Raw genomic sequence first — 21,819 nt, forward strand, 5'->3', positions numbered from 1 at the left:
GCGGCGCGCGACGCCACGCCCGGCACGGAAGGAAGTAGAGACCGTCATGAGCACACCCGCGCTGACCACCTATCAGCGGCACCACCTCCGGCCGACCTACGACCACCACGTCGGGTACCTGTTCCCGGCGATGGTGCGGGCGAGCCAGGCCCACGTGGTGATGCTGACCGAGCAGGGGCTCGTCCCCGCGGAGCGGGGCGCCCGGCTGCTGCGCGGGCTGGCCGAACTGCGCGCCGACACCGCCGGCGCGCCGGAGTTCGACGGCACCTTCGAGGACACCTACTACCTGATGGAGAAGCGGCTGGCGCAGGCGTGCGGCATCCCCACCTCAGAGCTCGACGTGCAGATGGCCCGCAGCCGCAACGACCTCGACGCCGGGGTGTTCCGGATGCTGCTGCGCGACCAGCTCCTCGGGGTCCTCGACCGGGTGCTCGCGACCGGCACGACCGCCCTGGACTCCGCGCACCGCTACGCCGACGTGGTGATCACCGGCTACACCCACCGCCGCCCGGCGCAGCCCACCACCATCGGGCACGCCCTCGCCGGCTACGCCGAGGCCCTCGCCGGGGAGGCCGTCGCCTACGCCGAGCTGATCGACCAGCTCAACACCTCGCCGCTGGGCTCCTGCGCCTTCGCGGGCACCGACCTGGACATCGCCCCCGCCCGGGTGGCCGAGCTGCTCGGCTTCGACGGCCTGGTCACCAACTCGTACGAGGCGGTGGCCGGCGCCGACCACCTCGTACGGGTCGGCACCCTCAACGCCCAGGCCCTCGCGACCGGCGCCCGGCTGGCCCGCACCCTGATGGACTGGCTGAGCTGGCGCTGGGTGACCACGCCCGGCGACTTCACCCAGGGCAGCAGCATCATGCCGCAGAAGCGCAACCCGGTGGTGCTGGAGCACCTCGTCTCGATGGCCGGGGCCACCGCCGCCGACGCCGCCAGTGTGCTCAACAACGTCGGCGCCGCCTGGTGGGAGGACTCCAACAACGCCACCACCGACGTGCAGGTGCGGCTCTGGGAGAGCAACGACCGCACCGACCGGTTCTTCGCCCTGCTCGGCGGCTTCCTCGCCGAGATCGAGCCGCTGGAGCCGCCGTCGGCCGAGGAGATCGTCGCCTCCGGCGCCACCACCACCGCCGCGGCCGACGCGCTGACCCGGCACGGGGTGCCGTTCCGGGCCGCCCACTCGGTGGTCGGCCGGCTGGTCCGGGGCGGGGCCCCGGCCACCTGGACCGCGCAGACCGTCCGGGCGGCGGCAGAGGGGATCGCCGACGGGCTCGACGACGTGGCCGTCGCCGACCTGATCGCCGCCGCCGTACGTCCGGAACTGGTGCTGGACCGCGCCCAGGTCGACGGCCCCGGCGCGGACGCGGTGCGCGCCCAGGTGGCGGTGCTGCGCGGCACGTTCGACACCGTCGCCGGCCGGCTGGCCGCCGTCCGCGACCGCCTCGCCGCCGCCGACGAGGCGCTGGACGCGGTCGCCGCGCAGGGGGCGGCCCGATGAGCGCGCGGGACGTGGCGGCCGGGGGCGGGGAGGTGGTTCGGTGAGCGTGCGACTGGCCGGCCGGGCCGCCCAGTCCGCGTCGCCGGCCGGCGACGCGGGCGTGCTGCTCGGCATCGACTTCGGCGGCACCAAGATGGCGGTCGGGGTGGCCGACGGCGAGGGCCGGCTGCTGGCCCGCGAGCGGGTGCCGACGTACGCCGAGCGGGGTGCCCCGCAGGCCCTGGACCGGGCGCTGGAGCTGGCCGCGAAGCTGGTGGGGGAGGTCGGCGCGCCGGTCGCGGCGGCGGGGATCGCCTCGCCCGGTGTGGTTCGCTCCGACGGCATCGATCTGGCCCCGAACGTGCCCGGCTGGGACGGGCTGCGCCTGGCCGACGCGGTCCGCGACCGGTTGGCGGCGCCGACGGTGGCGGTCGACAACGACCTCAACGCCGCCGCCCTGGCCGAGCTGCGCCTCGGCGCCCTCCGCGACGCCGACCCCGGCCTGGTGGTGGGCCTGGGTACCGGCGTGGCGGCGGCGGTCACGGTCCGCGGGTCGGTGCTGGCCGGTCATCACGGCGCGGCCGGCGAGATCGGGTACGCCGTGGCCGGCGGCCCGTGGCCGGGCACGATGCTGGAGCTGGGCTTCTCCGGCCGGGCGCTGGACCGGCTCGCCGAGTCGCTCGGCGTGCCGGGCGGGGCGCGGGGGCTGGCCGCCGCCGCCGAGCGGCCCGGCCCGGCCCGCGACGCGCTGACCGCCCGGGCGGACGAGTTGGCCCGGCACCTGGTCACCTGCTGCCTGCTGCTCGACCCGCAGCGGGTGGTGCTGGTCGGCGGGGTGGCCGGCAACGCGTTGATCCGCGGCCTGCTGGGGGAGCGGATGGCGGCGGTCCTGCCGTACCCGCCGGAGGTGGTGCTGTCGCGCTTCGCCGACGACGCCGCGTTGCTCGGCGCGGTCATCCTCGCCCGCGAGGCGGTGCCGACACCCCGCTGACCGGCCCGGCCGGCGCCGCCGCCGGGCGCGCCGAGCCTTGCAAGTACTTGCAGACCACGAAGTCGACGATCCACGATGGATCGCCGGCTTCGTGGCTTTTGCTGGTTATGCATAAGCCGTGTCGGGGGCGTCGACAGTGTTGCCATGAAATTTCGAGAAGTTTGCTGCAAGGTATTGCAGAGCCTGCCGTCGATCGAGCATTGTCTTTGCTACGCGGACGGCCGTCCCCCTCTCGTCAGTGCCTCTTCGTCCCCGGAAGAAGGTCTCCCTGTCATGGCACGATCGACACCGCCCCTGCGCGCCCGCATCCCCCGCCTGCTCCTCGCCGCCGCCGTCGTCGTCGCGTCCGGCGCCACCCCGGTCGTGGCGACCGCCGCCGCGCCCGCCCACGCCGCCGTCGCACTCAACGACAGCGAGGTGACGGCCAACCTGTGGCAGTGGAACTGGAACTCCGTCGCCGCGGCCTGCACCGACCACCTCGGCCCGGCGGGCTACGGCGCGGTCCAGGTCGCGCCGCCGCAGGAGTCGGTCAGCCTGCCCACCAGCGCCGACGGCGTCCACCCCTGGTACGAGGTGTACCAGCCGGTGTCCTACAAGCTGGAGAGCCGGTTCGGCAACCGCCAGCAGTTCGCCGCCATGGTCACCGCGTGCCACGCCGCCGGCGTACGCGTCTACGTCGACGCGGTCGTCAACCACATGGCCGGCGTCAACAACCCCGCCGGCACCGTCGGCTACGCCGGCACCACCTTCACCGGCTACGGCTACCCGGCGGTGCCGTACGGCCACGGCGACTTCCACCACCCCGGCGACAACTGCCCGACCTCCGGCGGCATCACCGACTGGAACAACGAGTCCCAGGTGACCAGCTGCGAACTGCTCTCCCTGTCGGACCTGTACACCGAGAAGGAACAGGTCCGCGACAAGATCGCCGCCTACCTCAACGACCTGATCGGGCTGGGCGTGGACGGGTTCCGCGTCGACGCGGTCAAGCACGTCAAGAAGGCCGACTTCGCGGCCATCCTCGGCAGACTGAACAACACGGTCGCGGAGAACAGGCGCCCGTACGTCGCCCAGGAGATCTTCGACGGCGCCTCGAACGACGCGCTCAAGGCCCGCGCCTTCATCGGCAACGGCGACGTGCTCGACTTCGCGTACGCCAAGGGCCTCAGGTCCAGTTTCCAGGGTTCGATCGCGAACCTCGCGAACATCCCGAACTGGAACCTCGACGCGCCCGGCGCCAACGTCTTCGCCATGGTCACCAACCACGACCTCGAGCGCGACGGGGTGGTGCTGTCCTACAAGAACGGCAGCGACTACACCCTGGCCAACTACTTCGCGCTGGCGTACCCGCACGGCAAGCCGTCGGTCTACGACAGCTTCACCTGGACCAACCGCAACCAGTCGCCGCCGGCCACCGGCAGCGGTCACGTGACCGACTCCGTCTGCGGCGACAGCTGGACCTGCCTGACCCGGTCCACCGGCGTCAAGGGCATGGTCGGCTGGGCCAACACCGCCCGCGACGTCAAGAGCGTCTCGGGCTTCACGGTCGTCAACAGCAACGTCATCGGCTTCCACCGGGGCGACCGCGGGTGGATCGGCATCAACGACTCCGCCGCCGCCAGCACCGCCCAGTTCGTCACCGGCCTCGCCGACGGCGCGTACTGCGACGTCATCTCCGGCGCCGCCACCGCCGCCGGATGCACCGGCGCCACGGTCACCGTGACCGGCGGCCGGGCCACCGTCACCATCCCCGCCAACGGCGCGGTCGCCATCCACGCCAACGCCCGGGGCGGCCCCGCCGCCAAGGTGGCCACCACGTTCACGGCCGCCGCCACGCTGCCCGCCGACCGGACGCTGCACCTCGTCGGCGACACCCCGGCGCTCGGCAACGGCGACCCGGCCGCCTCCGTGCCGCTCACCCGTACCGGCACCGGCACCTGGACCGCGACGGTGGACCTGCCGGCGGCCACCGCCGTCTCCTACCGCTACGTGGTCAGGAGCGGCACCACGGTGGTCGAGCAGGAGGCCGCCAGCCGCACCTTCACCACGCCGGCCGGCGGGACGGCGACCCGGACCGACACCTACCAGCCGGGGCCCGTCGGCGACACCGTCGCCACGACCTTCACCGTCACCGCCGCCGTGACCGCCGGCCAGGAGGTCTACGTCGTCGGCGGCGTCCCGGCACTGGGCAACTGGGCGCCGGCGAACGCGGTACGGCTGCCCGCCACCGGCGGGGTGTTCCGCGGCGTCGTCGACCTGTCCCGGTCCGCCACCGTGGAGTACAAGTTCATCAAGAAGACCGCGGCCGGGGCCGTCACCTGGGAGTCCGGCGCGAACCGGAGCCTCACCACCCCGGCGGGCGGCAGCCACACCGTCACCGAGGCCTTCCGCGGCGACACCGCCGGGCCGGTCGCCACCTCCTTCCACGCCACCGCCACCACCTCCTTCGGCCAGAACGTGTACGTCGTCGGCAACCTCCCCGCCCTCGGCGGCTGGAACCCGGCGAACGCCGTCGCGCTGTCCCCGGCCGACTACCCGGTCTGGCGGGCCACCGTCAGCCTGCCGCCGAACACCGCCGTCGAGTACAAGTACCTGAAGAAGAACCCCGACGGCTCCGTCACCTGGGAGGGCGGCGGCAACCGGAGCTTCACCACCCCGGCGGGCGGCACCCACACCCGCACCGACACCTGGCGTTGACACAACCGGTGGCCGGCCCCGCCCGGGGTCGGCCACCCGGCCGCTCCATGGCGGTCGCACCTGCGGTGGCTACCGTGGCCGCCCGTGGACGGGACCTGGCCCGCGCTCCGCGACACTCCGATCCGAGAGGTGCACCGGCGCGCCACGATCGTCGGCGAGCTCACCTTCCACGAAACCGACGACGGTCCACGCGGCGCGGGACCACCATCCGGTCTGGGCGCGTACTGTGATCTATCGTGAGCGGGGAGTGCCGGCGCGACGCCCCGGCCTGGTGGCGTGAGCAGGGCGCCGTGCCGGCGCCCACAGGTCCACCTCCCGACCGAGTCGACCAACTCACCGGGAGTAAGGCATGGGCCTCATCCACATCGAACTGTTCGCGACCCTCGACCTCGTCGGGCAGGCGCCCGGCGGCCCCGACGAGGACCCGGTGGGGTTCCCGTTCGGCGGCTGGCAGGCGCCCCTGCTGGACGAGGTCGCCGGGGCGCAGGTCGGTGCCGCGTACGAGGGCACGGACGCCCTCCTGCTCGGCCGCCGGACGTACGACATCTTCGCCGCCCACTGGCCGCACCAGGAGGGCGGCGAGGACGACGAGATCGCCACGCTCTTCAACAGGGTCCCGAAGTACGTGGCCTCCCGCGGCCGGCCCGACCTCTCGTGGGCCGGGTCCACCCAGCTCGGTCCGGACCTGGTCGGCGCGGTGCGCGAGATCCGTGACCGGCACGAGCACGTGAAGGTCGTCGGGAGCCTGAACCTGGTGCAGACCCTCCTGCGCGAGAAGCTCTTCGACCGGCTCGACCTCTGGGTGCACCCGATCGTGCTCGGCGTCGGGAAGAAGGTGTTCGACGGTGGCGCGGTGCCCACGAACCTCACCCTCCTCGAACCGCCGGTAGCCGCGCCGAGGGGCACCGTGTACCTGCGCTACGGGCTCGCCGGTGGCACGCCCGCGACGGGGGACATGAGCGCGCCCGATCGCGGTGCCGGACGCGACGACTGACGTCGCCCCACGCCGGTGGGTCCCTGTCACCGGTGGGTGATTCCGCCGGGACCGGCCTCGCCGGCGCTTGCTCTCAAGTCCACTTCAACTTCTACCCTCGACACGTCAGACCTGATCGAGCGGACAGGATGTGGTCGGTGTGAGCGTGCGGCGGACGATGCTGGTGACCGGGGGGACCGGGCGAGTGGGTGGGCAGGTCGTCGCCCGGCTCGCCGGGGTCGGGGACGTGCGGGTACGCGTGTTGTCCCGCGACCCGGCGAGGGCATCGGCGGTCCTGGGGCCGCAGGTGGAGGTGGTCGGCGGTGATCTCGCCGTGCCCGACAGCCTGGGCGCCGCCCTGGACGGTGTGGACGCGCTGTTCCTCGTCTTTCCGTCGGTCACCGCCGACCGGGCGGCCGGTCGGTTGGTGGCGACGCTGGCCGAGCGGGTCGGGCGCATCGTCTACCTGTCCGCCCACGGCGTACCGGACGACCCGGACGGTGCCGCTGAGCCGGACGGGACCATCATGGGCTCCCACGCCCACGTGGAGGCCCTGATCGCAGGGGCGGCCGCCGATTACGCCTTCCTGCGCTCCAGCGGTTTCGCCGCGAACACCCTGGCGTGGGCGCCGCAGATCCGGCGGTCGGACGTACTGCGGTGGTTCGTGCCCCGGGCCAGTCGGGCCCTGGTGCACGAGGCGGACCTCGGGGCGGTGGCAGCGCAGCTGCTGACGGACGACAAGCACCACCGCGGGGCCTACCACCTGACCGGCCCCGAGCAGCTGACGCAGGTCGAGCAACTCGCGGCGATCGGTACCGCGCTCGGCCGGACGCTGCGTTACGAGGAGATGGACCCCGCACAGGCCGCCGCCGAGCTCTTCCCTTCGATGCCGGCGGGCGTGGCGGCCGGCATCATCGCCGGCCACGCGGCGATGGTCGCGCGACCCGAGCCGGTCACCGACACCGTCCGGCATCTGCTGGGTCGGCCCGCCCTGACGTACGCGCAGTGGGCCCGCGACCACGCCGAGGACTTCACCGGCCGCCGGTAGGGGCCTGTCCGGTCGCCCGCTGCGGCCGGTCGCCGTTCGGTGTCGACGACGGACGCGGCTCCGTCCGCGACCTACGTCGTCCGCATCTACGGCTCGAGTACTAGGCCGCCGACGCGGTCCGGGGGTCGTTCGGCCGGGTGCGCTGCGCCAACCCGGCGGCGGACCTGTCCGAGCGGCCCTGGCCGCTGGCCGGCCGCACCGCGTGCGGCGACGACTGCCTGGAGTCGGACCGGGCCATACGCAGGGCGCGCTGGGCGTTGTTCCAGGCCGGGCAGGGCCAGGCATGGCCCGCACAGAGCAGGTTGCGGCACCCGCCGTCGCCGTCCGGTTCGTGGGCGTCGGCCACGTCCAGGGCGAGCTTCCACAGCAACGGGTCGGTCACCTCGGCGGGACGGTCTGCCTGACGGTCGGACCGGTCGGTGGTGTCGGACACGAGTTTGATCCCCCTTGAGCGCAGGTGCGATCTTCAGCTTCTCCAGTTTCCACGCCGACGAAACCTCGACACCCCTTCCATGCTGCGGAGTGGGACCGCATAGCCTCCGCCGGGCGCGGAACGGGCGAGTACAGCGGGGCCCGCTCGTCACTCCGAGGCGGCCGGGCCCCGCCGCGGCCGGCGCATCCGGACCGCCGCGACGGCGGCGACGGTCAGCAGGACCGCCAGCGCCGGCCCGCCTGCGATGACCATGAGTCCCGCGCCGATGTTGGCGCCGATTCCTCCGGCGGTCAGCACCCGCCAGCCGAGGCCGACGAGGACGCCGGCTCCGACGAGCGGCGCCAGCACCCACCACCACCGGGGGTCGAGACGGCGACGTGCGGTGGCCCGGAGCAACCAGGCGAGCGCGACGACGACGCCGACGCACGCCAGGACGCCGACGATCCGGTCACCCGCCGGGCCGAGGCTCACCGGCCGGATCGCGTAGTCCAACTCGACGCCCTCGGCGGCGAGTCGGCGGGCCTCGTCGTTGGACAGGTCGCCGATGAGCCACCAGGAAGCCACCGGTGTGCCGAGCACCAGGACGAGCGCGGTGATCGGCGACACCAGTCGGTGCGGCTTGGTCATGTCTGTCGCCTTCTTCCCGCGGGCCGGTCCACACTGCTCGGGTAAGTATGTGGGCGGCCTTCAGGCAGGGCGTGAGCACACCTACTCACCGCCGGCCGCAGTGCGGCTCGCGGGTCCACCGGCGGCACGGACGGGACATCGACGGGGATTGACAGATCACTTTGTGTGCGCTGAGGATGACTCCAGTCCACCGACCTCGACCGGAACGGCCTCTCGTCCACCAGCCTGACGACGCTTCCGCGCCCGGCGGCGTCGGTCCGTCGCAACCGGACACCACCACCTCTCCTCCGCCGTGTCGCGACGCGCGGTCGTGGACGCGCGACCGACGGGGCGGAGCCGCGCAACCCGGGCGGCCCCCTCGGCCATCCCGTCCGGCCACCCTGCCGACATCAGAAGGGCGGACACATGCGTGATCTCCTAGCTCCCCGGTGGCGACGCCGCCTACCCGTCCCGGCCGCGCTCGCCGCCGCCACGGCCGCGGTGCTGCTGGTCAGCCCGGCCTCGGCCGTCGTGCCCGCCGCAGAACCCCCGGTCGAGCTGGTCCGGGTCGCCGACGAGGAGGCGGACGTCGTCGAGGTGCTGCTCACCGGCACCACCCAACTGGACGCCCTCGTCGCCACCGGCGTCGACCTCGACCACCACGTCACCCGCACCGGGAACGGGATCGTCGCGCACGCGGTCGTCACCGCCAGCGAGGCCGCGGCGCTGACCAGGGCCGGTTTCAGGCTCGGCGAGGTGCTGCACCGTCCCGCCGACGCCCGGGCCCGGGTGGCGGAACGCGAGGCGACCATCGCCGGGCACGTCGCGCAGAACCGCGAGTTCGCCGCCGCGGCGCGCGGTCCGGCCACCGCCGCCGCGTCCGACGTCAGGATCATCCGCGCGGACTACTACACCTCCGGAACGAGCCAGATACTCTCCGTCGAGGCGAAGTGGGCGCAGGGCCAGACCGCCACCGACGCCCTCACCGTCGAGCGGGACAGCGGCCCGGGCACCGAGATCGGCTCCGGCGGTACGCAGACGATCTCCCGTTTCGTCGACGCCGGCGTCTACCTGTACCACCGTGGGGCCGCGCAGGTGACCAGCCGGCCCGACCGGATCCGCATCACCAGCCCGACCGGCGACGTCGCCGTGGCCCAGGTGCGGGAGTGGCTCCCCACCCCGGGCGACGGTCCCGAGGGCCCGGGCTACCAGAAGGACTTCGTCACCAGCTACCTGACGCCGACCGAGCTGTACGCGCGGATCCATCAGCTGGCGGCCGAGTTCCCCCGGCTGGCCGAGGTCGTCGAGCTGCCGTACCGGACCAACGGCTACCGGCGGCACGCCCAGGCGGTGCTGGGCACCGCCGCCGACAGCCGCGTCGCGGTGGACTCCCTGGCCTGGGGGCACGAGGGCGGCAACGACGTCTCCGTGGAACTCGCCGACCCGGGCGCGGCGAACGCGCCGCTGTCGGTGACCGTCGCCGGCGCGGCCGTCCGGGTCACCCTGGGCACCGACGGCGACGGCGCGGTGACCAGCACCGCCGCGCAGGTCGTCGCGGCACTCAACGCCGGGGCCGGGACGCTCGTGCGGGCGTACACCTATCGGGGCAGCCCGGGCGGCGGCGTGGTCGCGCCGGCCGCGCGGACCCCGCTGAGCGACGGTCTGAGCGCGCCGGCGAGCGTCTCCCGCGACCCGCACCCGGTGTACGCCATCCGCATCGGCAAGCACCGGGACGGCTCGAAGCTCGGCGTGCTCGCCTACGCGCAGGAACACGCCCGCGAGTGGGTGCCGCCGCTGGTGACCGTCGAGACCGCCGAGCGGCTGCTGCGCAACTACGCCCACGACGGGCGGACCCGGCAGCTGCTGGACAGCCTCGACATCTGGATCGCCCCCTCGGTCAACCCGGACGGCGGCCACTACTCCTTCTACGACTTCAACTCGCAGCGCAAGAACATGACCAACCACTGCCCGACGACCGGGGCGGCCGACTTCCTGGCCCGCAACTCCTGGGGCGTGGACAACAACCGCAACTACACCGAGTACAGCCTCTTCGACGGCTACTCGGGGGCGTCGGCGAGCTGCACCAGCGGCACGTACGCCGGGCCGGGCGAGCTCTCCGAGCCGGAGAACCGCAACCTCGACTGGCTGGCCTCCCGCCCCAACATCAGGTTCTCGATGAACCTGCACTCCTCGGGCAACTACTTCATGTGGTCGCCGGGGGCGTACGCGCTGCCCGACCGCGTCTCCGCGCCCCGCCCGACGCTCGCCGAGGAGTCGGCGTTCTGGGGCGCCTCGTCGCGGATCCTGGCCGCCATCAAGCGGCACCGCAACATGGCGGTGACCCCGGCGCGCACCGGCCCGATCTCCGACGTGCTCTACTCGGCGGCCGGCAACTCCGGGGACATGCTCTGGTACAGGTACGGCATCTATGCCTGGAACTTCGAGGTCGGCACCTCCTTCCAGCCGGAATGGGACGAGGCGCACGCCGAGACGCTGGAGTTCGCCAACGGCCTGGTGGAGCTGATGCGGGTGGCCCGGGACTTCGCCAAGGACCGGACCCGGCCGCGCAGCACGCTGGCGGTCGCGCCCAGCGCGACGCCGGGCATGGTGGAGGTGACCTTCTCCACCAGCGAGCCGGCCGCCGTCTTCTACACCCTCGACCGGGCCGCCCCCACGTACGCCTCGAAGCTCTACGGCTCGGCGGGCGTCCGGGAGGGCGGGGAGACGCTGACCGTCCCGGCGGGAACGCGGATCCACTGGTTCTCGGTGGACTCGGCGGGCAATGTCGAGAACAACTACCGCCCCGACGGCAACGGCCGCAACTACCGCAAGGACACCGCCGTGCCGCCGTCGGGCTGACCGCCCACCGGGACGGGGGTGTGGGGCCGCCGGCCCCGCACCCCCGCCGTCTCCCGCGCCGACGCCCGGCCCGGCCGGCGTGCGGATCGCCGCCGCGCGGCAGGGTCGCGTGGGTGCCGGACCCTCACGCCGGTGGCCCCGGGGCGGGGACGGCACGGCCGTCCTGTGCCCGGCGGTCACGCTCCGCCCAGGCGTGCAGGGCGTCCCGGTCGCCGGCCGCGTCGAGGTTGAGGGCCGCCTCGACGAGGGCGAGGTGGGTGAACGCCTGGGGATAGTTGCCCAGCGCTCTCCCGTCGGGAGCGAGCTGCTCGGAGTAGAAGCCGAGCGGGCCCGCGTAGGTGTCGAGCCGGTCGAACAGTTGCCGTGCCGACTCGTGCTCGCCAGCGAGCACGAGCGCGGAGACCAGCTCGAACGAGCAGAGCAGGAAGGCCCCTTCCTCGCCGGGCAGTCCGTCGTCGACCCGGTATCGGCGGATCAGGGCGGGAGCGACCGCGAGATCCCGTCGGATCCGTTCGACGGTGGCGAGCACCCGGGGATCGTCGCCGGGCAGGAAGCCGACCAGCGGGATCCGCAGCAGGGACGCGTCCAGGTCGGTGGACCCGTACGCCAGCACGAAGCTGCCGACCGTGCCGTCGTAGCCGCGGTCGAGGACCTCGGCGTGCAGCGCGTCGCGAGCCTGCCGCCAACGGTCGACGGGAGCGGTGTCGTCGTGCAGCAGGTGGGCCAGACGGATCCCCCGGTCGAGGCAGACCCAGACCATCACCTTGGAGTTGACATAGTGCCGACGGGGACCGCGGATCTCCCAGACCCCGTGGTCCGGCTCGCGCCACCGCTGTGCCATCGTGTCGACGTGCCGGCGCAACAGCCGCCACTGTTCGCCGGTCAGTTCACCCGCGAGCTGCTGGTATGCCAGCGCGGCGTCGAGGATGTGACCGTAGGTGTCGAACTGGACCTGGTCGGCGGCCTCGTTGCCGGTGCGGACCGGTCGGGAACCGGCGTAGCCCGACAGGTGCGGTAGTTCCCGCTCGACCGTGCTGTGGCCGTGGATGCCGACGGCAGGGGCGAGCGGATCCGGACCGGCGCAGGTGGAGATCAGGAAACGTAGGTACCGTCGTCCCTCCTCGGCATGGCCCAGCCGGAACAGCGCGAGCAGGAGCAGGGCCGCGTCCCGGTGCCAGGTGTAGCGGTAGTCCCAGTTGCGGACGCCGCCGACCTCCTCGGGCAGCGCGGTCGTGGCGGCGGCCAGTAGCGCGCCGGTCTCGTCGAAGGACAGGCCCCGCAGCACCAGCGCGCTGCGCCGGACCGCCTCGGCGGCGAAGCCGGTGTAGTCGCTGCGCGCGGACCAGTCCCGCCAGGTGCGGCAGGTGTCGTCAAGCAGCCAGGCGGGATCGGAGGGCGACGCGGCGTCGCCGTAGTCGAGCAGCACGACGGCGGTCCGGCCGGCGGACAGCTCGGCGTCGGCGGTAAGCGTCGTGTCGTCCGCGACGAAGGGCAGGTCACCGCGGATCGTCAGCGGGGTGCCCCGGGCGTGCCACCGGTCGTCGATCTTCGACCAGGCGGTCGGCTGGCCGCCGTAGCCTGGCCGTGGGGCGACGCGCACGGCCAGCCGCACCGAACCGCGTTCGACCGTCACGTGCCGCACCAGGACCTTGGCGGCCCGGATCGGTTGCGTGTCGTCGCCGGGATCCACGGCGAGGAAGTCGTGTGCCACCGCCCTGCCGTCCGGGCAGTCGTACTCACTGCGCAGGACCAGGGTGTCCGGCAGGTACCGGCGAGTGGGAGTGACCCCACCGTCGATGACGAGCGACATTGCTCCGCCCACGTGCCGGTCGAGCAACCGCGCGAAGACGGCGTCGCCCTCGAAGTGGGGTACGCAGAGCCAGTCGACCGTCCCGTCGGCACCGATCAGGGCGGCGGTGTGGGTGTCCGAGAGGAACGCGTACGAGTCGATCGAGGGAAAGCTCACGTCAACTCCGGCAGGATCCGGTCACCGAAGACCTCCAGGAAGCGGTCCTGGTCGCGTCCGACGTGATGCAGGTAGATCTCCTCGACGCCAAGGTCGGCGTACTCGCACAGCCACTGCGCGTGGCGGCCGGGATCGCTGGAGACCAGAACGTGTTCCCGCATGTCCTCGGGGCGGACGTGGGCGGTGGCCTGGGCGAAGTCGTCCGGCGTCGCCAGGTCCCAGCCGAGGTCGCTGCCGAGGATCGCGGAGCGCCACTGCTCGTGTGCCACCCGAAGGGCGGTCGCGTCGTCGAGGGCCCAGGAGAGGTGCACCTGAAGCAGCACCGGCCCGGCGCCCCCGGCGGCGCGGTAGGCGTCGATCACCCGCCGCACCCCGTCGACGCCCTGGTTGATGGTGATCAGCCCGTCCGCCCAGGAGGCCGCCCACCGGGCCGTCTGCGGGGTGACCGCTGCCGCGTACAGAGGTGGCGGCTGCGCCGGCCGGGACCACAGCACGGCCCGGTCGACGGTGACCAGCCCGCGATGGTCGACACACTCGCCGGCGAAGAGCGCGCGGATCACCTGGACGCACTCCCGCAGCCGGGCGTTGCGTTCCGGCTTGTTCGGCCACCGCTGGCCGGTGATGTGCTCGTTGAGCGCCTGGCCGGTGCCGAGGGCGAGCCAGAACCGATCGGGGAACATCTCGGTCAACGTCGCCGCGGCCTGCGCCACGATGGCGGGGTGGTAGCGCTGACCGGGTGCGTTCACCACACCCAGCGGCAGGTCGGTGCGGGCCATCGCCGCCCCCAGCCAGGACCAGGCGAACCCCGACTGACCCTGCTCCGCTCCGAAGGGCGCGAAGTGGTCCGAGCACGTCGCGCGGGTGAAACCGGCCGTCCGGGCCCCCTCCACCAGGCGCAGCAGCGTGCTCGGCGGGAACTGCTCATGCGAGGCGTGGAAGCCGAAGGCCGTCACGAGGTCCTCCCGCCGTTGCTCCGCGTCGCCCGACGCGGTGGGGCGGGCTACCCGTGATCCGGCCGGGCAAACGCCGATCAGCGACCGGGGAGGCTGCCCAGCAGCACCGCTCGGGAGCTGCGGTGCGCCAGGTCCTCCGCCACGTTGCCCAGCAGTTTCTCGTCGAGCCCGTGCCCCCGCCTTCCGATCACCAGGAGGTCCACGTCCCGCGCCTCGGCGACTGCCAGGAGAGCGTCGGCCGGGTGACCCGACACCACCTCCGTGCTGGGAGTGGGCAGCTCGTCCGGCAGGTTGCGCGTGGCCTCGTCCAGCAGCAGTCGGGCCCGCCGGTGCTCTTCGTCCGCCTCGATGTCGACCACGTCCGGGTCGGTCACGGTGACCAGCACCAACTCGCCGGCCGTGCCGCCCAACGCGTGCGCGACGGCGCGCAGCGCGCGGTCGGAGTCGGGCGAGCCGTCCAGGCCGACCAGCACGCGCAGGCCGGATCGCGCCGGCGCCGGCGCCGGCACCCGGACGTCGACCCGTTGCGGATCGGCCCGGCCGCGCTCGGCGGCGATCGGGATGAACAGCGGCCCGAGCAGACCTCCGACGAGATACCACAGCAGGTTGCGGTGCCCACCGCGGGTCACGAAGACCGCTGCGGTGACCAGCCCGGCAACCAGCCAGGCCACGATCGCCAGCAGGGCCAGTCCCAGCTCAGCCACGGCGGCCTCCCGGCGTGGTCGGTGCGGGCGGACGGGTCATGCGGGTGACTACCCCCGGTCGCCGCGGGTAGGCCCCCGCGTCCGCAGGCGAGGCCAGTTGCCGTCGGACCCGGCGCCGCGACGGCGCTCGGGCGGGGTGGAGCGCCGGCTGTGGCGTGCGCGCACGACGAGGGTTCGACCGGTCGCGGTCGGGTACCACCCTGCTGGCGCCGGCCGGATGCGGGCGTCCCGGGCCTACGGCGCACGGGGTGGCTCCGGTCTCCGGGTGGTCCGGTCGGCGGTGGACGAGCCGGCCCCTTCGGACGAGGAGACCCCGTGACCGACGCCGGTCGGCGCCGTGGCAGCCTGTTCGCCCGGCGATCTTGGGCGGAGACCAGCCGCATCACTGCCATCCTGCGCCGGGAGACGGTGGGCGGGGCGCTTCTGCTCGTCGGGGCGCTGGTGGCGCTGCTCTGGTCCAACTCACCCTGGGTGGAGCACTACCAGGCGTTGCGGGACTTCCGCGCCGGACCCGCCTTCCTGCACCTCGACCTCAGCATGGCCACCTGGGCGGCCGACGGCCTGCTGGCCGTCTTCTTCTTCGTCGCCGGGCTCGAACTCAAACGTGAGTTCGTCGCGGGGGACCTGCGGGACCCGCGTCGCGCGGTGGTCCCGGTGGCGGCGGCCTGTGGCGGCGTGCTGGTGCCGGCCCTGCTCTACCACCTGATCGCCGGCGGCGACGCGGCGAAGGGCTGGGCGATCCCGACGGCGACCGACATCGCCTTCGCGCTGGCCGTGCTCGCCGTGGTCGGCCGGTTCCTTCCGCCCGCGCTGCGTACCTTTCTGCTCACCCTCGCGGTCGTCGACGACCTGATCGCCATCGTGATCATCGCCGTCTTCTACACCACCGACCTGTCGGTCGTGCCGTTGCTCGGCGCCCTGGCTCCGCTGGCGGTCTTCGGTCTGTTGGTGCAGCGCCGCGTCCGGTCCTGGTGGCTGCTGCTCCCACTCGCGGCCCTGACCTGGGCGCTGGTGCACGAATCGGGAGTGCACGCCACCGTGGCGGGGGTCCTGCTGGCCTTCACCGTCCCGGTGGTCCGCAGCGACGCCGCCGGGGGGCCGGGCACCGGGCCAGGACTGGCCGAGCACTTCGAGCGCCGGTTCCGCCCCATCTCCGCCGGCGTCGCGGTGCCGATCTTCGCGTTCTTCTCCGCCGGGGTCGCGGTGGGGGGCCTGACCGGCCTGGCGACCGCGCTCAGCGACCGGGTGGCGATCGGTATCGTCATCGGTCTGCTCGTCGGCAAGCCGGTCGGCATCATGGGGGCCACCTGGCTGGTTTCCCGGTTCACCCGCGCCCATCCGGACGAGGGCCTCAACTGGCTCGACGTGCTCGGCCTGTCGCTGCTCGGTGGCATCGGCTTCACGGTCTCGCTGCTCGTCGGCGAGTTGGCCTTCGGGCTGGGCAGTGAGCGGGACGACCACGTCAAGGTGGCCGTGCTCACCGGGTCCCTGCTCTCGGCGCTGTTCGCCTCCGTGGTCCTGCGCGCCCGGAGCCGCCTGCACCGGCAGGTCTGCGAGGCGGAGGCCGTCGACCGCGACCGGGACGGCGTGCCGGACGTCTACGACAGGCATCCTGACCAGCCGGACGCCCACTGAACACCCGTGCCGGGCCGACACCGTTCCCCGCCCGACGGACCGGGCAGTCGCGCGGCCGGGTGGGGCCCGCCGCTCAGTCCGGCAGCAGCGGCATCTCCAGGCCGGGGTCCCGGCCGAGCAGCACCGCCCGGGTGAGCGCCCCCGACCCGAACCGGTCACGCACCGCGTCCACGGCCGCGTCCAGGTCCGCCCCCGGATCGCGGTCGAACGGCAGCGGCGGCTGGACGGGGGAGTCGTCCAGGTTCCCGACCGACACGCCGAGCAGGGTCACGCCCCGTCGTTCGATCTCGGGCAGGGCGGCCCGCAGCAGCGCCCGCGCCGCGGCGAGCAGCGGGGCCGTGTCGGCGGTCGCCTTGGCCACCGTGCGGGAGCGGGTCGCGCGGGTGTAGTCGCCGAACCGCAGGCGCAACGTCACCGTCCGGCCGGCCCGCGTCGCCGCCCGCATCCGCCGGGTCACCCGGTCGACCAGGCCGGCGAGGACCGCCTCCAGCTCGGCGGGGGAGTGCGGGCCGGGGGCGAGGGCGTGCTGTGCGCCCATCGACCCGCGCCGGCGGCCGACCTGCACCGGCCGGGGGTCGCGGTTGTGCGCCAGGGCGTGCAGGTGCCGACCGGCGCCCGCGCCGAGCAGGGAGACCAGTGCCGCCTCGCCGAGGCGGGCGACCTGCCCGACCGTACGGATGCGTCGCTCGCGCAGCTTCGTGGCCGTCACCGGCCCGACGCCCCACAGCCGCTCCACCGGCAGCGGGTGCAGGAACGCCAGCTCCCCGTCCGGCGGGACGACCAGCAGGCCGTCGGGCTTGGCGACGCCGCTGGCCACCTTGGCGAGGAACTTCGTGCGGGCCACGCCCACCGTGATCGGCAGGCCGACCCGTTCGCGTACCTCCCGGCGCAGCCGGGCGGCGATGTCGGCGGGCGGGCCGACCAGCCGGCGCAGACCGCCCACGTCGAGGAACGCCTCGTCGATGGAGAGCCCCTCGACGATCGGGGTGGTCCGCCGGAAGATCTCGAACACCGCGCGGCTCGCCGCCGTGTAGGCCGCCATCCTCGGCGGCACGACGATCGCCTCGGGGCAGAGCCGGCGGGCCTGCCGGCCGCCCATCGCGCTGCGGACGCCCCGGGCCTTCGCCTCGTAGCTGCACGCGAGGACCACGCCCCCGCCGACGACCACCGGCCGGCCGCGCAGGCGCGGATCGTCCCGCTGCTCGACCGACGCGTAGAACGCGTCCAGGTCGGCGTGCAGGATGCTGGCCTCTCGCGACACGAACACATGTTCGCACGGAAGCCCGTGACGGCGGCGCTGACCTGCCCGAACAGCGCCGGACGGGCATCCCCGGAGGCGCCGGGGCCGCGCGACCGACCGGCGTGGCGGCCTACAGCTCGTCGAACGGGCGGGCGTAGGCGAACGCGCCCCGGATCGACGACCGCCAGGCGCTCAGCGGCCGGGCCATGAAGTGACGCGGCCCCCACGGCTGCGGCGGGGTGACGCCGAGGTCGACCGCCGGGCGGAACCCGAAGCGCGGGTAGTAGTCGGGGTGCCCGAGCAGCACCACCAGTGCCTCCTCGCGCGCGTCGGCCGCGCCGAGCACCGCGTGCATCAGCGCGGAGCCGACCCCGCGCCGCTGCCAGGCCGGCAGTACGCCGAGCGGACCCAACCCCAGCGCGACCGGCTCGCCGGCGACCCGGCCCCGGGTGCACACCACGTGCCCGACCACCCGCCCGGCGTCGTCCGCCGCGACGAGGGAGAGGGCCGGCAGCCACCCGTCGTCGGCCCGCAGCGCGTCCACCAGCCCCGCCTCGACGGGTACGGCGTCCGGCTTCCCCGGGTCGGCGAAGGCGGCCAGGTGCACCGCCCGGATCGCGTCGACGTCGGCGGGGGTCTCGCGTCTGATCAGCACCGGGCCACGATAGGCGCGGCGATGCACCCGACGCGCCTCATTAACGGCGTCGCCCGCTCACCGGGTGGGCCGCGGACGCCGGGCGCGGGTGGCGACGATCCGGTGTACCGCCACCAGCGGCAGCACCCCGACCGGATACCAGGCGAGATCGACCGGGTCGAACTGCACCCCGAGCGCGAGCCGCGCCAGCGGGCTGCGCGCCGACAGCGCCGCCGGTACCCCGGTCAACTGCGACAACTCGACCGCCCAGCAGAAGGCGATCGCGACCGCGCCGGCCACCGGCGGCGACAGCCGCGGCCGGAGGAACAACACGCCGGCCCAGACCACGCAGGCGTACAGCGCGGTGCCGGAGTGCTGTTCGAGGCCGCCGCCGGCTGCCGCGCGCACGACGAGGGCGACGAGCAGGAAGAGGACGGCAGCGGCGAGCATCAGGATCCGGCACCGCCTAGGGGTGATCGACATTCCGGCGATGCTAGGCGTTCTCCCGCGGCGGCCAGGAACTCCGCGCGTACTCGTGCGGCGCGTCGCGGACGGTCAGGACATCGCGGTCGGCGAGGGCGGGGCGGTGCCGCCCCGGGGGGCCTCCGCCGTCATCAGCCGGACGATCTGCGCCCGGTCGGCGTCGGACGGCAGCCCCCACTCGGGACGGTAGCCGTACACCTCGTGCAGGGGGTGCGAGGCGGTCCGGCCGTCGAGGACCTCGATCGAGTCGGTGTCGATGAGGCCCGGGTGCTCGACGCCGCAGGCCTCGGCGACCTTGACCAGGTCCCGGCGCAGTGTCCGGACGTAGTTGGCCGCGCGGACGGACTTCGACCCCGGGTCAACGCCCCTGGCGAGCCACGGGTTCTGGGTGGCGACGCCGGTGGGGCAGGTGTCGGTGTGGCACTTCTGGGCCTGGATGCAGCCGATCGCCAGCATCGCCTCCCGGCCCACGTTGACCATGTCGCAGCCGAGCGCGAACGCCACCACCGCGTTGTCGGGCAGGCCGAGCTTGCCGGCGCCGACGAACACCACCTGCTCGTGCAGGTCGTGCTCGGCGAAGACCTTGTAGACCCGGGCGAAGCCCTGCTGGAACGGCAGCGACACCGAATCCGTGAAGATCAGCGGCGCGGCGCCGGTGCCGCCCTCGCCACCGTCGACGGTGACGAAGTCGACTCCGCGCCCGGTGTCGCGCATCAGGGTGGTCAGCTCCTCCCAGAAGCCGAGGTCGCCCACCGCGGACTTGATGCCGACCGGCAGGCCGGTCTCGGCGGCGAGCAGCTCCACCCAGTCGAGCAGGCTGTCGCAGTCGGAGAACTCGGCGTGCCGGGACGGGCTGACGCAGTCGCGTCCCTGCGGGATGCCCCGGGTCGCCGCGATCTCCGCGGAGACCTTGGCCGCCGGCAGCAGGCCGCCGAGGCTGGGCTTGGCGCCCTGGCTGAGCTTGATCTCGAGCGCCCGTACCGGCGCGCCGGCGACCAGGTCCTTGAGTCGGTCGAGGCTGAACCGGCCGCGTTCGTCGCGGCAGCCGAAGTACGCGGTGCCGATCTGGAAGACCAGGTCACCGCCCTTGCGGTGGTACGGCGACAGCCCGCCCTCGCCGGTGTTCTGCAGGCAGCCGGCCAGGGCGGCGCCCCGGTTGAGTGCCTCGACGGCGTTGCCGGACAGCGAGCCGAAGCTCATCCCGGAGATGTTCACCACCGACTCGGGCCGGAACGCGTGGGCACGGCCCCGCGCGGCGCCGAGCACCTTGGCGCACGGTAGCCGCACGTCGTGTCCGGCGCCGGGCGTCGACGGCGGGACGGCGCGACCGAAGGTGCGGTGCTTGATGATCGGATATCCGGGCGTGAACTCGATGTCGTTGTCGGTACCGAAGCCGAAGTAATTGTTCTGCTGCTTGGCCGACGCGTACACCCAGCGGCGCTGGTCGCGGGTGAAGGGCCGCTCCTCGTTGTTGCCCGCGACGATGTACTGGCGCAACTCCGGCCCGATGGACTCCAGCAGGTACCGGGCCCGGCCGAGGACCGGGAAGGTACGCAGCAACGCGTGATCGCGCTGGATCAGGTCGCGCGCGGCCAGGGCCGCGAGGGCGGCGACGGCGGCGGGTACGGCTCGGCTTGCCCACTTCATGCCCGCCACTCTTTCCGCGATCGCCCTCCGTCAAACGGGCCGGCGGTCACGCGGGCGGCGTCGCCGACCCGGACGGCGCTCCGGGGCGCGGCGGACGGCGGCCCCGAACCCCCTGCCGGATCAGCCCGGCGTCAGGACACGGTGGACGACCAGCATGGCGATGTCGTCGGTCGGCCGCTCGGCGCCGAGGGCGTCCATGACAGTGGCGCACACCTCCTCGGCCGGAGCCGGGCGGACCACGTCGACGAGCTGCTCGAGACCGACGTCGATGACCTCGTGGCGGCGTTCGACGAGGCCGTCGGTGAAGCAGACGAGCACCGCGCCCGGCGGGAAGTCCACCTCGGCCTGTCGCCGGGGCGGCGGCCGGCGGCCCGTACCGAGCGGGGGGTCGGCGTGGACCGGAACCGGTGCGCCCGGCTGGCCCGGCGCGGCGAGGACGGGGCGCAGGTGCCCGGCGGCGGAGAGCCGGATGCGCGTCCGGTCGGGGGAGACCATGGCGTAGAGCGCCGTGGTGAGGTTCCCGGCCTCGAAGTGGCCGACCTTGCGGTCGAGGAGCGTCAACGCCTCCGCCGGGTCGTCGCAGACCAGCGCGTAGGCGCGCAGCGCGCTGCGGATGCGTCCCATGACCACGGCCGACTGCAGGCCGTGGCCCGACACGTCGCCGATGACCAGGCCCAGCCAGCCCGAGGGCAGGACGAACACGTCGTACCAGTCGCCGCCGATTCCGGCGACGTGCCCGGGCACGTACCGGGCGGCCAGGTCCAGGCCCGGCAGGCTGGGCAGCTGGGCGGGCAGCAGGCTGCGTTGCAGGGCGAGGGCGGCGTTGTGGTCGAGGTTGTGGGACCGGGCGAGGTTGGCCAGGCTGGCCCGGTCGGCGACCAGCTCCAGCAGGCGTACGTCGTCGGTGGTGAACCGGCGTCGGCCCAGGGTGCCGACGTGCAGCACGCCGATCAGCTCGCCCCGGGCGAACATCGGCACGCCGAGCAGCGACCGCAGCCCCATCGCCAGCAGCACCGGGTTGACCACGACGTCGGAGGTGACCTCCTCGACGAGCACCGGCCGTCGGGTCAGGGCGATCCGGCCGGCGAACCCGCGGCCCACGGAGACGCGGAACCCCTGCCGGACCTCCTCCTCCAGTCCCTTGGCCGCGGTGGCCACGAGCTGCTGGGAGTGCGTGTCCAGCATGAGGATGGCCGCCGTGTCGACGTCGAGCAGGTCCCGGACGCGGTCGAGGAGCTCGTCGAAGAGGTCGGCCGCGTCGAGGCGGGACAGCGTCGCGTCGGTCACGGCCTCGATGCGGCGCAACCGTTCGTCGTCCTGGATGAGCCCCTGATCGGCCACCACCGGATCCTAGCCCTGACGGCTGCGTCCGCCGCCTTCCGCGCTGCGTCGATCGGGCCTGCCGGGCGGCCGGTCAGGATCGGCGGCGGGTCGCCGAGGCCTGGAGCGTGGGTCGGCGGATCACCG

The 21,819-nt window shown here is 73.8% G+C and carries 17 protein-coding genes; 7 read left to right on the forward strand and 10 right to left on the reverse strand.

Annotation, left to right across the window (positions count from 1 at the left end):
• The first annotated feature begins 46 nt into the window (after window positions 1-46).
• From ACFHW0_RS19015 to ACFHW0_RS19035, 5 genes are all read left to right on the forward strand, one after another.
• Entirely contained in the window at window positions 47-1,504 is a 1,458-nt protein-coding gene (locus tag ACFHW0_RS19015; RefSeq protein WP_416609413.1) for an argininosuccinate lyase, read from the forward strand.
• Between the two features lie 40 nt (window positions 1,505-1,544).
• Window positions 1,545-2,474: an ROK family protein gene (locus ACFHW0_RS19020; RefSeq protein ID WP_416609415.1), complete on the forward strand. Its 930-nt coding sequence runs from the start codon at window positions 1,545-1,547 to the stop codon at window positions 2,472-2,474.
• 273 nt (window positions 2,475-2,747) lie between these two features.
• Window positions 2,748-5,171 (forward strand): carbohydrate-binding module family 20 domain-containing protein, encoded by a 2,424-nt coding sequence (locus ACFHW0_RS19025; RefSeq protein ID WP_416609417.1) that lies wholly within the window; start codon window positions 2,748-2,750, stop codon window positions 5,169-5,171.
• Window positions 5,172-5,520: 349 nt separating this feature from the next.
• Window positions 5,521-6,165, forward strand: a complete 645-nt coding sequence (locus ACFHW0_RS19030) for a dihydrofolate reductase family protein (protein WP_416609419.1) — start codon at window positions 5,521-5,523, stop codon at window positions 6,163-6,165.
• A gap of 157 nt (window positions 6,166-6,322) precedes the next feature.
• Entirely contained in the window at window positions 6,323-7,192 is an 870-nt protein-coding gene (locus ACFHW0_RS19035) for an SDR family oxidoreductase (protein ID WP_416609619.1), read from the forward strand.
• 100 nt (window positions 7,193-7,292) lie between these two features.
• Here the strand turns inward: ACFHW0_RS19035 and ACFHW0_RS19040 are convergent, their stop codons facing one another.
• Together ACFHW0_RS19040 and ACFHW0_RS19045 are read right to left on the reverse strand one after the other, a co-directional pair.
• On the reverse strand, window positions 7,293-7,625 hold the full coding sequence (locus ACFHW0_RS19040; RefSeq protein ID WP_416609421.1) for a hypothetical protein: 333 nt from the start codon (window positions 7,623-7,625) through the stop codon (window positions 7,293-7,295).
• A 147-nt stretch (window positions 7,626-7,772) separates the two neighbouring features.
• Complete coding sequence (locus ACFHW0_RS19045; RefSeq protein WP_416609423.1) at window positions 7,773-8,252, reverse strand: hypothetical protein; 480 nt, start codon at window positions 8,250-8,252, stop codon at window positions 7,773-7,775.
• A gap of 405 nt (window positions 8,253-8,657) precedes the next feature.
• Between ACFHW0_RS19045 and ACFHW0_RS19050 the strand changes: the two genes are divergently transcribed.
• Complete coding sequence (locus ACFHW0_RS19050; RefSeq protein WP_416609425.1) at window positions 8,658-11,090, forward strand: M14 family zinc carboxypeptidase; 2,433 nt, start codon at window positions 8,658-8,660, stop codon at window positions 11,088-11,090.
• Between the two features lie 124 nt (window positions 11,091-11,214).
• Here ACFHW0_RS19050 and ACFHW0_RS19055 read toward each other — a convergent pair whose 3' ends face one another.
• From ACFHW0_RS19055 to ACFHW0_RS19065, 3 genes are all read right to left on the reverse strand, one after another.
• The gene (locus tag ACFHW0_RS19055; RefSeq protein WP_416609427.1) at window positions 11,215-13,056 is read right to left on the reverse strand and encodes a glycoside hydrolase family 15 protein; all 1,842 of its coding nucleotides are present in this window, start codon (window positions 13,054-13,056) and stop codon (window positions 11,215-11,217) included.
• On the reverse strand, window positions 13,053-14,009 hold the full coding sequence (locus ACFHW0_RS19060; RefSeq protein ID WP_416609429.1) for a TIGR03885 family FMN-dependent LLM class oxidoreductase: 957 nt from the start codon (window positions 14,007-14,009) through the stop codon (window positions 13,053-13,055). Before ACFHW0_RS19060 ends, ACFHW0_RS19055 begins: the two co-directional genes overlap by 4 nt.
• Before the next feature lie 77 nt (window positions 14,010-14,086).
• Window positions 14,087-14,713, reverse strand: coding sequence for a universal stress protein (locus ACFHW0_RS19065; RefSeq protein ID WP_416609431.1), 627 nt, complete (start codon window positions 14,711-14,713; stop codon window positions 14,087-14,089).
• A gap of 315 nt (window positions 14,714-15,028) precedes the next feature.
• Between ACFHW0_RS19065 and nhaA the strand changes: the two genes are divergently transcribed.
• Window positions 15,029-16,348, forward strand: a complete 1,320-nt coding sequence (gene nhaA / locus ACFHW0_RS19070) for a Na+/H+ antiporter NhaA (protein WP_416609433.1) — start codon at window positions 15,029-15,031, stop codon at window positions 16,346-16,348.
• A gap of 73 nt (window positions 16,349-16,421) precedes the next feature.
• Here nhaA and dinB read toward each other — a convergent pair whose 3' ends face one another.
• The 5 genes from dinB to ACFHW0_RS19095 all read right to left on the reverse strand — a co-directional run bounded on the left by dinB (window position 16,422) and on the right by ACFHW0_RS19095 (window position 21,693).
• Window positions 16,422-17,609 (reverse strand): DNA polymerase IV, encoded by a 1,188-nt coding sequence (dinB, locus tag ACFHW0_RS19075; protein WP_416609435.1) that lies wholly within the window; start codon window positions 17,607-17,609, stop codon window positions 16,422-16,424.
• Window positions 17,610-17,718: 109 nt separating this feature from the next.
• Window positions 17,719-18,243: a GNAT family N-acetyltransferase gene (locus tag ACFHW0_RS19080; protein ID WP_416609437.1), complete on the reverse strand. Its 525-nt coding sequence runs from the start codon at window positions 18,241-18,243 to the stop codon at window positions 17,719-17,721.
• A 57-nt stretch (window positions 18,244-18,300) separates the two neighbouring features.
• Complete coding sequence (locus tag ACFHW0_RS19085) at window positions 18,301-18,705, reverse strand: DUF2809 domain-containing protein (RefSeq protein ID WP_416609438.1); 405 nt, start codon at window positions 18,703-18,705, stop codon at window positions 18,301-18,303.
• Between the two features lie 72 nt (window positions 18,706-18,777).
• Window positions 18,778-20,352 carry an FMN-binding glutamate synthase family protein gene (locus tag ACFHW0_RS19090; protein WP_416609440.1) on the reverse strand — a complete coding sequence of 525 codons (1,575 nt, stop codon included), beginning with the start codon at window positions 20,350-20,352 and terminating at the stop codon, window positions 18,778-18,780.
• A gap of 120 nt (window positions 20,353-20,472) precedes the next feature.
• Window positions 20,473-21,693, reverse strand: a complete 1,221-nt coding sequence (locus ACFHW0_RS19095; protein ID WP_416609442.1) for a PP2C family protein-serine/threonine phosphatase — start codon at window positions 21,691-21,693, stop codon at window positions 20,473-20,475.
• Window positions 21,694-21,819 lie beyond the last annotated feature (126 nt).

Origin of the sequence: Micromonospora sp. LOL_025 (assembly GCF_048060285.1) — a bacterium.
In the GTDB taxonomy this organism is placed as follows: Bacteria; Actinomycetota; Actinomycetes; order Mycobacteriales; family Micromonosporaceae; genus Micromonospora.

Excerpts from the sequence above, each read along its gene's own strand:
- ACFHW0_RS19015 (WP_416609413.1), top strand. The coding sequence starts at position 47 with ATGAGCACACCCGCGCTGACCACCTATCAGCGGCACCACCTCCGGCCG.
- ACFHW0_RS19025 (WP_416609417.1), top strand. The coding sequence starts at position 2,748 with ATGGCACGATCGACACCGCCCCTGCGCGCCCGCATCCCCCGCCTGCTC.
- ACFHW0_RS19030 (WP_416609419.1), top strand. The coding sequence starts at position 5,521 with ATGGGCCTCATCCACATCGAACTGTTCGCGACCCTCGACCTCGTCGGG.
- ACFHW0_RS19035 (WP_416609619.1), top strand. The coding sequence starts at position 6,323 with ATGCTGGTGACCGGGGGGACCGGGCGAGTGGGTGGGCAGGTCGTCGCC.
- ACFHW0_RS19045 (WP_416609423.1), bottom strand. The coding sequence starts at position 8,252 with ATGACCAAGCCGCACCGACTGGTGTCGCCGATCACCGCGCTCGTCCTG.
- ACFHW0_RS19050 (WP_416609425.1), top strand. The coding sequence starts at position 8,658 with ATGCGTGATCTCCTAGCTCCCCGGTGGCGACGCCGCCTACCCGTCCCG.
- ACFHW0_RS19085 (WP_416609438.1), bottom strand. The coding sequence starts at position 18,705 with ATGTCGATCACCCCTAGGCGGTGCCGGATCCTGATGCTCGCCGCTGCC.
- ACFHW0_RS19090 (WP_416609440.1), bottom strand. The coding sequence starts at position 20,352 with ATGAAGTGGGCAAGCCGAGCCGTACCCGCCGCCGTCGCCGCCCTCGCG.